The 15,781-nt window shown below is 60.4% G+C and carries 9 protein-coding genes and 2 pseudogenes; 6 read left to right on the top strand and 5 right to left on the bottom strand.

All coding sequences use genetic code 11. The features are described 5' to 3' along the window. The first annotated feature begins 68 nt into the window (after positions 1 to 68). Positions 69 to 4,169 carry an AAA family ATPase gene (locus Q0L30_RS12320; protein ID WP_296655285.1) on the top strand — a complete coding sequence of 1,367 codons (4,101 nt, stop codon included), beginning with the start codon at positions 69 to 71 and terminating at the stop codon, positions 4,167 to 4,169. A 302-nt stretch (positions 4,170 to 4,471) separates the two neighbouring features. Then, positions 4,472 to 4,978, top strand: a complete 507-nt coding sequence (locus Q0L30_RS12325; protein ID WP_296655286.1) for a GIY-YIG nuclease family protein — start codon at positions 4,472 to 4,474, stop codon at positions 4,976 to 4,978. Between the two features lie 403 nt (positions 4,979 to 5,381). On the opposite strand, the pseudogene Q0L30_RS12330 reads toward Q0L30_RS12325, so the two are convergent. Continuing rightward, positions 5,382 to 5,606, bottom strand: a pseudogene (locus Q0L30_RS12330) (transposase); the annotation flags it as partial. A gap of 73 nt (positions 5,607 to 5,679) precedes the next feature. Between Q0L30_RS12330 and Q0L30_RS12335 the strand changes: the two are divergent. Further along, positions 5,680 to 6,333, top strand: a pseudogene (locus tag Q0L30_RS12335) (IS3 family transposase); the annotation flags it as partial. 771 nt (positions 6,334 to 7,104) lie between these two features. Here the strand turns inward: Q0L30_RS12335 and Q0L30_RS12340 are convergent. After that, complete coding sequence (locus Q0L30_RS12340) at positions 7,105 to 7,443, bottom strand: H-NS family nucleoid-associated regulatory protein (RefSeq protein ID WP_296655288.1); 339 nt, start codon at positions 7,441 to 7,443, stop codon at positions 7,105 to 7,107. Positions 7,444 to 8,471: 1,028 nt separating this feature from the next. Between Q0L30_RS12340 and Q0L30_RS12345 the strand changes: the two genes are divergently transcribed. Then, a complete protein-coding gene (locus Q0L30_RS12345) occupies positions 8,472 to 9,425 on the top strand; it encodes a cobalamin-binding protein (protein ID WP_296655290.1) in 954 nt (317 codons plus the stop codon). 243 nt (positions 9,426 to 9,668) lie between these two features. Continuing rightward, positions 9,669 to 10,967 carry a cobyrinate a,c-diamide synthase gene (locus tag Q0L30_RS12350; protein WP_296655342.1) on the top strand — a complete coding sequence of 433 codons (1,299 nt, stop codon included), beginning with the start codon at positions 9,669 to 9,671 and terminating at the stop codon, positions 10,965 to 10,967. A gap of 42 nt (positions 10,968 to 11,009) precedes the next feature. Here Q0L30_RS12350 and cobD read toward each other — a convergent pair whose 3' ends face one another. Both cobD and Q0L30_RS12360 read right to left on the bottom strand, forming a co-directional pair. Further along, positions 11,010 to 12,092: a threonine-phosphate decarboxylase CobD gene (gene cobD, locus Q0L30_RS12355; RefSeq protein WP_296655293.1), complete on the bottom strand. Its 1,083-nt coding sequence runs from the start codon at positions 12,090 to 12,092 to the stop codon at positions 11,010 to 11,012. A 6-nt stretch (positions 12,093 to 12,098) separates the two neighbouring features. Further along, positions 12,099 to 13,097 (bottom strand): CobD/CbiB family cobalamin biosynthesis protein, encoded by a 999-nt coding sequence (locus Q0L30_RS12360; RefSeq protein WP_296655295.1) that lies wholly within the window; start codon positions 13,095 to 13,097, stop codon positions 12,099 to 12,101. Between the two features lie 153 nt (positions 13,098 to 13,250). On the opposite strand from Q0L30_RS12360, the gene Q0L30_RS12365 reads away from it, so the two are divergent. Next, on the top strand, positions 13,251 to 14,720 hold the full coding sequence (locus Q0L30_RS12365) for a cobyric acid synthase (protein ID WP_296655296.1): 1,470 nt from the start codon (positions 13,251 to 13,253) through the stop codon (positions 14,718 to 14,720). 192 nt (positions 14,721 to 14,912) lie between these two features. Here Q0L30_RS12365 and Q0L30_RS12370 read toward each other — a convergent pair whose 3' ends face one another. Continuing rightward, positions 14,913 to 15,680 carry an ABC transporter substrate-binding protein gene (locus Q0L30_RS12370; RefSeq protein ID WP_296655298.1) on the bottom strand — a complete coding sequence of 256 codons (768 nt, stop codon included), beginning with the start codon at positions 15,678 to 15,680 and terminating at the stop codon, positions 14,913 to 14,915. Positions 15,681 to 15,781 lie beyond the last annotated feature (101 nt).

Consider the following 15,781-nt stretch of genomic DNA (forward strand, 5'->3'; position numbering starts at 1 on the left):
TTTGCACCCGGCACAGCAGGGACCGCCAGACGATCCGGACTGTGTGACGTCTATCCAGAGAAACAACAATGGCGAGCAACACAGAGCTTTTTACTGCCGGACACGGCGGGTTGGTGCCGCAGGGCGACGCTGCACGTCAGGCGGTCGATGCTCTGCGTGGCTATGCGTATCAGGTGACGGCAGCTGCGCTTGCCTGGCTGGACATCGACGCACAGGGCCGGCTGTTTCTGGAAGTTGCGGAAGATTACGCAGTGATCGCCCGTGGCGCCCTTGAAGCAGTTCAGGTCAGGGACACTGAAATGTCGGGATCGATCACTCTCAACTCGGCTGGAGTGCGGGAGGCGATCGCCAGTTTTGTGTCGTTGAGCGAGCGTAACCCGACGGCGGATGTCCGGTTACGCTACCTCACGACTTCAGAGATCGGGACCGAACGGTCAATCAGCGACCGGCCTGGCGGAATTGCAGGTCTCGCGTATTGGCGCAATGCTGCAACAGGCGCTGATGTCGCGCCGCTGAGGTCGATCCTCGAGAACGACGGCTTTGCGCTGCCAGTGCAGGGGTTTGTGAAAGCCAGGGATGACGAAGCCGTTCGCAGCGATCTGCTGCGCAGGATTCACTGGGACTGCGGCAAGCCGGACCTCGCCGCACTGCGCCTGGAACTGGAGGAGCGGCTTGTTCTGATTGGCCGCGATGTATTCAGACTTGCCGCGCCCGAAGCGAAACGCCTTGCCGACGTACTTATCTATTGTGTGTTGCAAAGGAGCATTGCGAGCAGGGTGGAAGAACGCATTCTGACGCGCTCCGGCCTTTATGCAACCGTGGATGAGGCTACCCGGATCTTCGTGCCGCGCGCGACGGCCGACCTGATGACGCTGCTCACTTCTGGACTTGCCAATTCGCTGTTAGGACAGCAGAACGCGGGCGTCCACCTCGCCCTCGCTGAACCAGGCTGGATTATCGACGGCAGTGCACTGCCCTCCGGACGGCGCATGGTCCCCCGTACAGCAATCGAGTCCGGCGTGACTGAACTGGTCCGTCGGCTTGGCGCCAGTTTCATCGTCGGCGCAAGCGGCCTTGGAAAGTCCTCGATTGCGCAGGTCGTGGCGAGACGTCTGGCCGGGAGCTTCGTGGTCGTGGAGTTCCGGGGTGTTGACGCGCACGAGACGCGGAGTCGACTGGATGCACTGGTCTCGCGCATTGGGGCCCTTCAGGCGCGCACGATTATCCTGGACGATCTGAACGCATTTAACGACGCACTCGTAGCTTCGTCGCTCGCGATTCTCTTTGAGGCGTTGCGAAGGCGCGATCTCGCCGTTATCGTCACGTGCTATTTCGCGCCGACGGCGACATCCCTTTTCAATGCCGGGCTCGCTCCGGACTGCCGGATCGACTGTCCGTACTTTACGGCAGAAGAAACAGCGGATCTGGTCACGCTTTACGGCGGCGACCCCAAACTATGGGGGCGTCTGGCTCATGTCGCCGGTGCATCTGGGCACCCACAACTGGTCCACGCCTTTGTATCAGAGATGGGCGCGCGCGGCTGGCCAGCCAGTGCGATCGGGGAGTTTCTTGCCCGAGGTCTTTCGTCGGACGACGTCGAGGCAGTGCGGGAGGCCGCAAGGCGGGCACTGGTATCGGCACTCCCGGAAAACGCGCGAACGCTCCTTTATCGGCTGAGCCTGGCATCAGGCCACTTCGACCGCGCCATGGCGTTGTCTATCGCACAGGTGCCGGAGCCCGTCGCGCAGGCGGGAGAAGGCCTGGATGCGCTGATCGGGCCCTGGCTGGAAATTACCGGTCGGCGGCAATATCGCGTTTCTCCACTTGCGGCCGGCTCCGGACAGGAGACGCTCACACCCGTGGAACAGACCCGCATCCATAGCCAGATTGCGACGCAACTGACGGCCGGCGGCACCATCAATGCCGGCGATGCGGACTCGATCCTGATACACGCGATGGGCGGGAAGAACGCTGGGGTCCTATTCATCCTCTCACACAGCATCCTGACTGCCGATGAACGCACACTGACGCTTCTCGCGGATAACCTGCTGGCACTGAGACTACGGCGTACTGACAGGCCGATTTTTCCAGAACATGCCCGTGTATCGGGTATGTTGCGGCTTGCGCAGTTCAAGATCCTTGCCGCTGCCCGGGACTTCGAAAGGGCCGGGGCGTGCGCATTCGCTCTATTTTCCGAGGCCGGACGGCAGCCAGATGACGAATCGGGGCGTGCTTTCAGGGTGGTAGCGTACGCTGTCGTGCTCGGGACGATGTCCGTTGCGCAATACGTTGACAACTGGCTTGCTCTCCTTCAGGCGTTTGAGAAGGCGACAAATGGCGACGAACTCCTGAGCCGTCTGCGCCACAACTTCGAACGGGGTAACGACCGGTCTGCAGACGTGTTCGCGGTCCTATTTACCATTGGTACGGCAGGTCTGTCGAGCGTGGCCCGACTGGAGCGCCTCATCGGGCAACTCGACGACATCGACCCCGGGCGCCGTTCGCACTATCTACTGGGTATCACGGACGTTGTTCCCGACTGGTCGGTGTTCGTAAGCGGACCATGGACGCTGGAGCGTCAACGCGGTGTGCTGGACGCAGTCGACGCGGCCGGGCGGTACCTGCGGATGGCGTCTACGACCGCTTCGTGGGGCCTCAGATCCCTGACCGCGCAATGCTGGATAGCCCGGGCCGTCATGTTTGATGAGTACCTCAACGATAGTGGCGGCGCGCTGGATGTGCTGGATGAAGCGGTCCGGGCACTGGGCGAGGACGTGCTGCTGTCCCGCGCCCGGGCCAGGGTGTACTGGCGCCGGCAGGACCACTCGCGCTCCTTGGAGATCCTTCGGGAGATCGCGGACGAAGTGGCGCGTGACAATCCTGTTGAGCGCGCTAACGCATTGCGGGAGGCCGCGATGAGCGCAGCCCATTGCGGCGAGTGGGCGCTGGCCGAGACCTGGTTCTTGGAGAGCAGGCAGGCTGCAGCGCAGGTCGAACTCCCCGACATGGCGGTCATGGCCATAGGTCTGGGCGCGGACGCGGCAGTGGCGGCCCTGCACTGTGGTGCGGTCGAGCAGGCGCTCACAGGCCTGCGCGATGCGCTGACTGCGCTGGCAACCCTCGATCCAGCCTCATCACTTCGCGCCCTGTATTGCCACCATGTTGTCCGTCACGTTGTCCTGTGGGCGCAGTCCTGCGTAGAACGAAGCGGGATCGAGATCGACGGCGAGCCGATCCGGGTGGTGCCCGGGTGTTGTAGCAATCCCGAACCACCGCAGGCGATTGCGGGGCGCCCACTTACCTCGATCGACGTTGCCTGGTATATGCTTGCCGAGACAGAAATGTCGGGTGGCATCAACGCTGGCATCACCGATCGCCTAAATGTGCTGCTCGTCGACGGACAGATTCCCCCGCTGGAAGTCAGCCTACGTACAAAGCGGTTGACGCATGACATGGCCCAAATGAATGTTAGTACTACTTTCGCACGGCATCTGTGGGAGTACATTGAGGCGAGGGTGTACGCGACGGAAAGGAAGGCCGAAATCATGGCGACCTTCGATATCCTCAAGCCAGCACGTGGAACGGTACCAGCGTTGCCGCGAAGTGATGTTTCGCTTCCGGTCGTTGCAGGACTCGCAAGGGATGTAGTCCTCGCCTATTGCATTCGCGCTGCCTGCTCGCACGAATCAGAGATGCTCGCGGATATGAAGGCGACACTGGATGCAGAGTTCGCTGGCGGGCTCGCGCAGACTTTGCTTTCACGCGTCAGCGCAACGCCTGGCCGGCCCCACGCATCAACTTCTGACGAGGCACTGATCGATGAGGCCGGCTGGTTCTCGACGGACGCAAGACTGACGCCGCAAGCATATTGCATCGCGGGCATACGTTTTTTCCTGTACACGGCTCGGTCTTATTTTGGCAACTTCCTCATCCGCACAATTGCGTCCTGGCAGCGTGAGGCGTGGACGCGGATCATCGTGTCGGAACGATTCCGCCTTTCTTGCCCCGAAAGGACCGTGCCGAACATTGCGATGCTATTGTCGATGGCTGACGATGACGAAGGCTTCCTTGCCGCACTGCTTCCCGCCGTTGCCGATGCGACGTCGATCAGGCTGCCGCAGGATCTCCTCGAACATTTCCGCCTGCTTGCTGCGAAACCCGCCGCCTAACGCACCTTCGCGGGCGCATAGGGGTCCGCGGAGCGGCGAAGGCGGTTTCTGTACGAAGCCGTCAGAAAGCGAACTTAGGTGGGAAAAAGAGAGCTCGGGTTGCATTGCGCGCGGACGCGGCGAACGCGTGCGTTACTGGATGATAGTAGCACCGCGCGCTCGCCACAACGCGGCAACCGGGAAGGATGCCGGAAAGGAATCGTGCCGAAAATGGACCGGGATTGTTGATAATCGTCGCACCGGCCAAACGCGCGGCTAGGGTGACTCAAAGTCCAGTCTCAAATCGTGAGTCAAGGAAAACAATGCCTGTTTATTTCATCGCTGAAAACGAGAACGAAGATCACGACTCCCTGCGCGTAAAAATTGGCCGTAGCCGGGATATTCGGGCCCGACTTCGCGCCTTGCAGACGGGTAGCCCTTATGAACTGAAGCTGATGGGTTGGATCGACAGCGACAACGATCATCTTCTGGAGTCACGTCTTCACGAACATTACACCGCGCATCATGCTCACCTTGAATGGTTCACGATTCATCCCGGTCAGGTCCTCGACACGTTGAAGTCACACGGCGTCTGCGCGTACATTGCGACAGAAGACAATGCCTTCGAGATCCTGTCTCGCGACAGGGACGGCTTGCCGGAGTATGTCGGCGCATGGAAGTGGTCAGACGTCGAGGACGCCGACTTCTGTCCGAAGTGCGGTTGTGGGTGTGGGCTGCAGTACAACGAAAATTATGCTGGCGAGCGCTGCCTTAAGTGCGGAATCATCTACGAATACGAGGAAGGTGGCTGCCCGGATGACGACCTTTGACACTGGCGAGAACGAGCCACGTGTGAGGGGATGTCCCCGTGTCCGCGCATGGATCGCGGCGCCCGATTTTTCACTTGCTACAGGCATTGCGTCAAATCAGATGGTATCGCGTCGTTTGCTTTTCGGCAGTTAGCGCTGGCGAAGGTTCATCGCAGGGCAGGGCGGAGCAGGTGACCTAGCATGAAGTTTTCTGTTGAAATTCGCGCTGAGGAAGTAGCTGCTCTGCTGAACCCCTTAACTTAATGCAGATCACCGGGCCACGGGCGTGGATGCGTCGTTTTGAATAGATTGAGCGGGAACGTTGCGAGGATTTGCTAAAGGAGGGCTGCGGAAGCGATGCGCGGTTGCATGGGCAACGCGGAACCTGTCCGCATTTTTGTGGGCGAGGCGGTTGAACAAATCGTTACCCGCGTGCTTGGGTGAAGCGCTCACCGAACAGGATAGCAAACTGGTTCATCGCTGCCTTCCAGTCGAAAGCTGCACGCACGGACTTGGCCAGCACGTTGCATAGCGCGAGCCACAGCAGCTTGATGGCCGCTTCATCATTCGGGAAGTGGCCACGGGTCTTGATGATCTTGCGTAACTGCATGTTCAGACTCTCGATGGCGTTCGTTGTGTACACAACCTGTTAATTTGCACTGAATCCTGACCCACGGGGGATGGGGATGCGGACAAAATCTTGGACTACCTGGAGGTAGTTCATGTATTCATACGAAGACCGCGTTCGGGCGGTCGAGCTGTACCTGAAACTCGGCAAGCGCATCAAGGCGACAATCCGCCAGTTGGGTTACCCGACGAAGAATTCTCTCAAGGCGTGGTGCGAAGAATTCGAGAAGCGTGGCGATTTGCAGAAGGAGTATGTTCGCGGAAAGCTGAAGTATTCAGAAGGACAGAAGAACGTAGCACTCGAGCACTACGTCAACCACGGGCGCTGCTTCGCCTTCACCCTCAGGGCATTAGGCTATCCCTGTCGCCAGATACTGACGGCGTGGGTTCGCGAGCGCTATCCGGAAACCAGGAGACGCGTGGTTGGCAAGGCAGGTCGACTGGCCGCGTCATTGGCGTCCAGGCAGGCCGCGGTGTACGAACTATGCACACGTGAAGGAAGTGCGCAGGCGTTGGCGCGAAAGCTGGACGTCGACAGGGTGACGCTGTACAACTGGAAGAGCCAGTTACTCGGCCGAGAGGCCCCTGCATCCATGAAACGCAACAAGGGATCACGCGCAGAGACGGATCGGGACGAACTGGAGCGGCAGGTCGAAGGGCTCCGGCGCGACATTCACAATCTGCAGCTTGAACACGACCTGCTGAAGAAGGCGAATGAACTCCTAAAAAAAGACCTGGGCGTCGACCTCCCTTGGCTACCTCAGCCCCATCGAGTACCGTGAAAGCCTGGGGCTAACGACGTAAATCAGTCCAAGAAAATAGCCGCATCCCCCATCCCCGGTGGGTCAGGATTCAGTGCAAATCAACACTCCGCGAGTTCGGAAGCAGGTATCCGCCTCGCGCAGGATCGTGACCATCTGTTCCTCGGTGAACCGGCTCTTCTTCATGACTTCCTTTCTCCGTTGGAAGCCATTCTCTCAAGTTTCAGTTGGTCCGAAAATTCCAGGGTAGGTCATCCAAACATCGCCCCGTTGCTTCGTCGGCACACAGAAAATGGCGTAGCGTTTCAGCGCCCCCATAGTCTCGAGATGGGAGAAGGTTTTCATATCGAATCGGCTTGATGAATCAGCGGTCTACCGCGGGCGTAAAGCAGACACGAGAAGGTTAGCGCTCGGGATCCGGCCTCAAATGAGTGTTCCGCGGGAATACGGTGGCGCGCCAAGCAACCTGTGACTGGATCGAAATCGGCCGAGCGACCATCACTGGATCAGCGTTCGCTCAGCATCATGGCCAATGTGACCAACGTTGCGATCGATCCAACGATACCGGCCGCCACAGCTGAGAGAGCGACAAGCGCCTCCCTGTCCTGTGCACGTGGAAAGAGGCGACGAGCAATGGCAAGCATGTTTTGCCCTCAAAATTTGCGAGTATAAACATGCGGTGCCCTCGAGCATCGGGCGGAGCATGCTGAGAGAGGTATTTGCAACTTCGCTAGAAGCAAAGGCGCGTGGGACAGCCCCTTATCGGACGCTCATTTCCTCGGCGTTGTTTTTTGCCAGGCGACTGCCCGCAAAGGGGTCATTACTCCAGTCAACTACAGACCGACGCAGGGGAGTTTGCCCCGGCGCGTCAATTTCGAAATGCTCGATCGATTGGCCCGCGCTCGTAGCATTGATGACCCATTGGGGAGTCAACCCTTTTCCGTCCCAACTGTTGCCGTAAGCGTCGCGATATTTCACCGCATGAAGGCGCTCTTGATCTTGTGCAATTGACGCTGCAATGGCTTCCACCGTGATATCGAATTCGGCCATTCTTAGCTGAAGGTAGACCACGATACTGTCGCGTTTTCTCTCATCCATCCTGGTTACCTCTACTTGTCAAACGGTCTTCCACTAGCCGCTGCGAGGCGTATGCCGCCAAGCCAGCACAGCCGTGGAAATCTCTAGGCTTCGACTTTTCAGACCAGGATAGCCGGTGCTGCGACAAACCTGGATCGGAGCATATCTATGCGGATTCCGCACCGTCGGCCGCGATCAGCATACGCATGCTCCGGTGTGTCGCGCCTGTCGTTAGCACGCGGTTTTCCTGATGGGCGATCACGGTATTTGCAGCTCAGCACGCCGGAGCATCGGAATGTGGTTTCCGTGCAGGCATTCGTCTCCAAAGTAATTCTATGCGGTTACCGCTCGACCGGAGCATAGATATGTGGCCATGGCAGTTTCTAGGGCAAACCACATGTTTATGCTCCGGCCCACTCTTTGATCAGGTCACGCGCGTTCTTGCTGATTCCGGCGTCTCAACCGAACTTGCTATGAAAGTGCCTCGGCGCGTTTTCTCCACCTAACGCATGATTTATCGGCCGGGAAGCGCTGATGCGGCAAATTCATACGGCATTAGGTGGATTCCGGGCGAATTTCAGAGCAACTTTGCGTTGATCCTCTCCAAAGTACGACACTACTACTTTGCTCTTACACAAAAAATTTGGATAATTTATCTTATGTAAGATTTTAGGTAAACACAAAACCAAAGGATTGCAGCACTTCGCCACACGGTCGCGGCGGTGATCAACAGAAACCCTTCACCGCACAACGTCCCGAAAGCGTGCTCAACCACGTGCCTTCGTATGGCCATCGAATCGGGCATGCTATCCAGCCGCCGCCGAGCGGACTCGAGCACAGCTTCAAATTCCCCTCGGCTGATACGCCGTTACTCGCGCGACGGAACAAAAAGTGGCGACGCCAAACTACAATCCCGCATGCGCCCAAACCAGTTCTCCTTCACTGGCTGAAAAATCCATCCATCTCACTCGCGCGTTTCTCCACGGTAGCGATCCCGCTCAACACGTACTGAATGATTATTTGATGCCCACGCTAAAGACCCCACGCACATGACGATCGCGACCACCGCCTCTGGCGCATGGGCGCAATACCTCGCTCGTTGCGTGCTCGTAGTGGGTGCGATCGCCTCGCCGCTCGTACATGCCCAACCCGTTTCGGCCACCGACGATTCCGGCAACACAGTGTCATTACCCGCACCTGCGCAACGCGTCATCAGCCTTGCGCCGCACATCACCGAACTCGTCTATGCAGCAGGCGCCGGCGACAAACTGGTCGGGGTCGTCTCGTACAGCGACTATCCACCGCAGGCTAAAACGCTACCCATCATTGGCAGCAACAATTCGCTTGACCTCGAAGGTATCGTGGCGCTGCATCCGGATCTGGTCATTGTGTGGCCGCATGACAATGCTCAACCGCAAATCGACCGGCTGCGCGCCTTGCATATACCACTGTTCTTTAGCGCACCGCGCCGTCTGGACGATGTGGCGACTTCGCTGCAGCGCATCGGCACCCTGCTCGGCACGGAAAGCACGGCACAGACGGCAGCCAGCGAGTACCGGCTGAAAATCGATCGGCTACGGGCGCATTACGCGCACCGGCCTACGGTCGATGTCTTCTATCAGGTGTGGGACAACCCGCTGATGACGCTCAACGGCACGCAGTTCATCAGCGATGTCATTGCGATGTGCGGGGGCAGAAACGTATTCGCGAACTTGCCGTCCGCCGTGACCACACTATCGACCGAGTCCGTGCTCGCCTCCGCCCCGGAGGCAATTGTGTCCGCCTCGCCCGGTGTGACCGCCCCAGAGAAGCACCGCCAAAGCCTTGAGCGTTGGCTCGCATGGCCCACGCTCACCGCCGTCGCGCGGGGCAACCTGTTCACCATCGATGGCGATCTGATCAACCGCCCCGCCCCACGCCTTGCGCAGGGTGCCGCGCGACTGTGTGAGGATCTGGAGGAGGCTCGATTGCGACGGCCAACTGGAGGTGCCGCGCCAAGATAGTCGTCGTGCAGCCGCCTATTCGCCGTATGCGCATCGGTTCCGATGTGGAACCTGTACGTCGGTTGACGATCGGCCTCGGCTTCCGGCACGATGTCACGCCTCACCCACCAGACATCAGTCACAAAGACACTGCGACTGAAACAGGTAAGCCATGAAGACCGATACCGAATCCCATGAACGCATGACCCAAGGCCGCCGCGAAAGGCACGATGTGAAGGGGCAAAAATGCGTGGAGTTCTGAGCGTGCCGTCCTGCCCCGCACTATTGATCAGCGGTCCCGCCTCAGGCCAGGGAAAAACCACGGTTACGGCCGGCCTGGCGCTGCTGCATCGCCAGCTCGGCCGACGGGTACGTGTGTTCAAAACGGGCCCGGATTTTCTCGATCCGATGATCCTCGAACATGCCAGTGGCGCGCCGGTACAGTCGCTCGACCTGTGGATGGCAGGCGAACATGGATGCCGCCAGCTACTTGCCGAGGCCGCGCAACAGGCGGACCTGATCCTGATCGAAGGCGTAATGGGGCTTTTCGATGGCACACCGAACAGCGCCGATCTCGCCGCGGCTTTCGGCATTCCCATCGTGACTGTGATCTCGGCCCACGCAATGGCGCAGACGTTTGGCGCCATTGCGCTGGGCCTCGCGCAGTATCGGCCGGATGTCGCCATTCACGGTGTACTGGCCAACCATGTCAGCTCGGCGCAACACGCACAGATGCTTCAGGACAGCCTGCCCACTGGCCTGCGCTGGCTCGGTTACCTTGCGACATCCGAACACATCGCGCTGCCTGAGCGGCACCTCGGGTTGCATCAGGCAGCCGAAATCGACGATCTCCAGTCCCGCATCGCCGTCACCGCACGGGCACTGGCCGATACCGCACTGGCGGAATTGCCGGCGCCGGTCAGCTTTCATTCGCCGCCCGCCTGCCCGCAACCCGAATTGCTTGCCGGCATGCATATCGCCATTGCGCGCGACGCGGCCTTTTCGTTCATCTATCCGGCCAACGTGAGCCTGCTCGAAAGCCTCGGTGCGCGCGTCACGTTCTTTTCGCCGCTGGCGAACGAACGCATACCGGGCGATGCCGATGCACTATATGTGCCCGGCGGCTACCCGGAACTGCATGCGACCACGCTGGCCGGAAACCAGGCCAGCACCGCGAGCATTCGCGCGCACGCCCTGGCGGGTAAACCGATTTTCGCCGAATGCGGCGGCATGCTGTATCTGCTCGATGAATTGACCGATGTCGAAGGCACGTCGACGACCATGCTCGGCCTGCTACCGGGACGGGCGGCCATGCAGAAGCGGCTCGCGTCGCTCGGCATGCAATCGCTGCACACGAAATACGGCGTGCTGACCGGCCACACGTTCCACTACTCCAGCATGACGACTCCGCTACAGCCCGAGTATCACGCCATCCGGCCGCAGTGCGCCACGGCCGGCGAACCTGTTTTCCGGTCGGGCGCGATCGTCGCAACCTACATGCACGGCTACTGGCCATCCAACCCTGCCTTGATCGCAGCGATCTTCCGTGGCAAAACCTTTTAGCAGATTCGATCGGGCTGCATGAAATCCTTCTGCCCGGTCTTTTCAATCTTGTTGATTGCGCACGCACTGCCCGTTCGCTTCCTGGCTGGCAACGTCAAGCGCGGCAGCTAACCGCGCCCATTCCGGCTCATCCGCGGGCAGGCCGAAACGCAGCCCGCGCACGACTTCGAACCGCCGTGTCCAGATGCCATGACGGGCCAGTGCATCCTGCCACCGCGAAGCCCGCTCATCGCGGATCCAGCAGAAGAGCGACGTGTGCTGCACGCCAGCGAAGTATTGCCCGAGCAGACACGCAAGCCTCTCGCCCGAGGCGGCAAGCCTGATTCGCGTCTGCACCTGCCACGCCGTGTCCAGCAACGCAGCACGTGTCACGATGCGCGCCGGCCCCGATATGCTCCAGGGGCCACGCAGGTAACGCATGGCCCGATCGACATGCGCACCGGCCAGCACGAACCCCACGCGCGCACCAGCGAGCCCGAAAAACTTGCCGACCGAGCGCAGCACGATCAGGCCGTCACGGTCCGCGAACTTCGCCACGCTGAGTTCGGGAGTCGACTCGATGAAAGCCTCGTCGATTACCAGCGTGCCGCCGCGCATCGCGAGTTCTTTGTGCCAGCCGAGGATGACCTCAGGCGTGAACTGTTCGGCCCCCGGGTTGTTCGGATTCACCAGGATCAGATGCTTTAAATCCACAGGCAGTGGCTTCCCCGACTCCAGCACGAACGCAGCTGCAGCGTGCATGTCGGCATATTCCCGTGTGACGAAACGATCCACGAAAAACGCCGCACGTTCGAAGGCGGGTGCGTATTCCCCATACGTGAGCAACCCGATGCCGATACGCCCTTTGGGCAGAACGGCAGGGAGCATCCGGATTGCGGATTGCGTGCCGGCCACTGCGAGCGCTCGCGCAGCACCGTAATGCGCGGCAGCAATGGCCTCCAGATCGTCGTCGTCATCGGGGAGCCGGAGCCACGTCTGCGCATCGACTGGCGGGACCGGAAACCCGTTGGGATTGATTCCCGTGGACAGATCCAGCCAGGTTTCACGTGCGATGCCATATCGACGGGCAGCCTCGCCGAGATTGCCGCCATGGGGCACGTGTGTTGAGTGAGTGAAATCGAGCATACGTTTTTAGACAAGTGCAGACGCGGCCGCAAGCAAGGCCATGACCGCAAGCCACGCCACGATTGAGCGTTTGACGAGAGACAGTGCGCGGCCAACATCGGCTGCGCCGGGCGCATGGCCGCATCCCAGTGCAGGCCGCGCTTCCAGCACGCCATGGTACCAGGCGGCCCCACCACAGGCGACGTTGAGACTGCCGGCGCCGCTGGCCATCACCGGCCCGGCGTTGGGACTGTCCCACGCCGACGCCTGCGTCCGCCAGCACGCGACGGCCGACCTGAAATTGCCGCACAGCGCGTACGTCAATGCGGTTAGCCGGGCCGGCAGAAAATTCGCCGCATCGTCGAGCCGCGCGGCCGCCCAGCCGAAATACCTGAAACGCGGCGTGCGGTATCCCCACATCGCATCGAGCGTATTGACAAGGCGAAACGCCAGCACACCGGGCCCCCCTGCCACAGCGAACCAGAATAACGCCCCGAAGATCGCATCGTTGCCGTTCTCCAGCGCGGACTCGATTGCCGCCCGCGCGACAGCCGGTTCGTCGGCTTCGGAAAGATCGCGCGTCACCACCCGGGCAGTCAGCGCCCGGGCCTTTGCCAGATCGCCTGCACGCAGTGCCTGTTCGACCGGCGCGATATGATCGATCAGGCTGCGCGCGCCGAGCGCGAACCACAGTGCGGCGACGTGCAACGTCCATGACAACATCGTGGGAAGGCGGTGCGTTAGCACGGCCAGGAGCACCACGGGAGGAATCACTGCGAGTGCCCATGCTGCCACGCCCGCCAGCCGGGCAAGCAACGCATGCGCAGCAACCGGCATGGCATGCCCATGCGCTTCGGACGCATGCGCGGCCTGCCTGTCCGGATTGCATGCGCGCGCAACGCACGTGGCCCACCGGCCGAAGCCAACCAGTGGATGAAACCGGGAAGGTTCGCCGAATATCGCGTCGAGGATAACGCCGGCAAAACACAGTATGCAGACAGTCGATGCACTGAGTGCGGCAATCATCCGGCACTCCGGCACAACGTCCAATGGCTTCGATTCAACACGTTAAATTTCACTCCCGTTTTTCAGGCACTTGAGCGAGTGACATAATACGACCCCGCCCGACCGCGCGTGATGCGGCAAGCGCGGAGATTCCACACTGCTCAGGTACGCGACATGGCCAACACGTTGATGATCCAGGGGACGAGTTCCGACTCCGGAAAGAGCACCCTCGTCGGGGCGCTCTGCAAGATTGCCGCCCGTGATGGCAAACGGGTCGCCCCGTTCAAGCCGCAAAACATGTCGCTTAACAGCGCGGTGACCATCGACGGCGGAGAAATCGGTCGCGCGCAGGCGTGGCAGGCACTCGCCGCCGGCATCGCACCTGAAGCCGACATGAATCCGGTCCTGCTCAAGCCAAATAGCGATACGGGCTCTCAGGTCATCGTGCAGGGCCATTCGCGCGGCAATCTCGATGCGCGAGCCTATCACCACTACAAGCCCATCGCCATGCAGGCCGTGCTCGAATCGTACAACCGCCTGAAGGCGAAAAGCGATCTCGTGCTGGTGGAAGGGGCAGGCAGTCCGGCCGAGGTCAATCTGCGTCAGGGCGATATTGCCAACATGGGGTTCGCACTCGCCGTCGGCTGCCCGGTCGTGCTGGTCGCGGATATCGATCGGGGCGGCGTTTTCGCCCAGATTCTCGGCACGCTGGCCTGTCTGCCCGAAAATGAACGTGCGCTTGTGAAAGGCATCGTCATCAACAAATTCCGCGGCGACGCATCCCTGCTGAAGCCCGGGATCGACTGGGTTCAAATGCAGATGAACAAGCCCGTATTCGGCGTCGTGCCGTTTGTCCCAGGGTTATGGCTCGATGCCGAGGACATGCTGCCGAAACAGCACCGAAAAGACCTGGCCTCCGGCGAAGTGCTGCGCGTCGTCGTTCCTGCGCTGCCGCGCATCAGCAACCATACGGATTTCGATCCGTTGCGGGCGCATCCGCAAGTCGACTTCCGGTTCGTTCGTGCCGGCGAGCCTCTGCCGGCTGCGGATCTCGTGATCCTGCCGGGTAGCAAGAGCGTCCAGCGCGATCTCGCCTGGTTGCGCGAGCACGGTTGGGAGACGCACCTGCGGCGCCATCTGCGCTATGGCGGCAAGCTGATTGGGGTCTGCGGCGGACTGCAGATGCTCGGGCGCGAACTGCACGATCCGCTCGCCATCGAAAGCCCCGTAACACGCACGGCGGGCCTGGGGCTGCTCGATTACGTCACGACACTCGAACCGCACAAACAACTCGTGAACACGGTCGGCACGCTCCTCGTAGACGGAGAAGCACCGGTACGCGGATACGAGATCCACATGGGCATAACCGAAGGCCCCGCCTGCTCCCGTCCCGCGCTGCGCCTCTCCAACGGCAACGCGACACGTCACGACGGCGCACTCTCGGAAGACGGCCAGATTCTGGCGACTTACCTGCACGGGCTGTTCGATTCGCCCGACGCCTGCACGGCCCTGCTGCGCTGGGCGGGTCTGGGTCAGGTGGAGCGCGTCGATCATGACGCGCGCAGACTGGCATCCATCGAACGGCTCGCCGACGCAGTCGCATCGAGCGTCAATCTCGACGCACTCTGGGAGAGCATGGCCTGAAGGTCCGCGTGCGGTGAGCCGTGATTCGCCTGAGTCACATTCACTCGATGAAATGCTGCTCGGGGTTCGAAGCGAGTTTTTTCGGGGGCACCCGTAAATGCCTGCCGCGCCACAACGCCTTGCGGCAACAGAACCACCAAAAGCAAATGAGCTCCCGAAGGAGCTCATCGCGATACAGCACAACGTGCGAAATTACTTGCCGTAGATATCGAAGTCGAAGTATTTTTTCGCGAGCTTCTGGTACGTGCCGTCCTTGAGCATCGCGACGATCGCTCCATCAATCTTTTGCTTCAGGTCGGTATCGTCCTTGCGCAGGCCGATCGCTGCCGCCCCGGTCGGGATCTCCGCGCCTGTGAACTGGAAACCCGCGCCACGGGGCGTTTTCAGGAACCCGAGATCCGCCTGCACTTCATCCTGCAGCGCCGAGTCCAGACGGCCGGAAATCAAGTCGCCATAAACCTGGTCCTGATTCTGGTACGACACGATCTGTACCCCCTTCGACGCCCAGTTCGCGCGGACGTACGCTTCCTGAACCGATCCCTGCTCGACCCCGACTGTCTTGCCCTTCAGCGATTCGATAGTCGGTTGCAGCGTTGAGCCCTTCGGGACGACGAGACGCGTCGGCGTGTCAAACAGCTTCGCCGAGAACGCAACTTCAGCAGAACGCTGCGGCGTGACAGACATCGAAGACAGGATGCCGTCGAACTTTTTCGCCTTCAGTGCGGGAATCACACCATCGAAGTCCTGCTCGACCCACACGCATTTCGCGTTCAGACGTCGACAGATTTCGTTGCCGAGATCGACGTCGAAACCCACGACCTTCCCTGCAGCCGATTTCGATTCGAATGGAGCATAGCTCGGGTCGACGCCAAACCGGATCGTCGTCCAGTCATTGGCATAGACGGTTCCCGCTGAAGCGGCGAGCGCGCAAACGACCAACTTCGAAAGGATTTTTTTCACTCTTTGACTCCTCATGTATCTCGAGAAATGCTCTTCATGCGAGGCGACGTTTGTCACATCGACATAAAGCATCGATCTTTTTCTAAAAAAAGAGTTCTTAA

The organism is Paraburkholderia sp. (assembly GCF_024281035.1).
Taxonomy (GTDB): Bacteria; Pseudomonadota; Gammaproteobacteria; order Burkholderiales; family Burkholderiaceae; genus Paraburkholderia.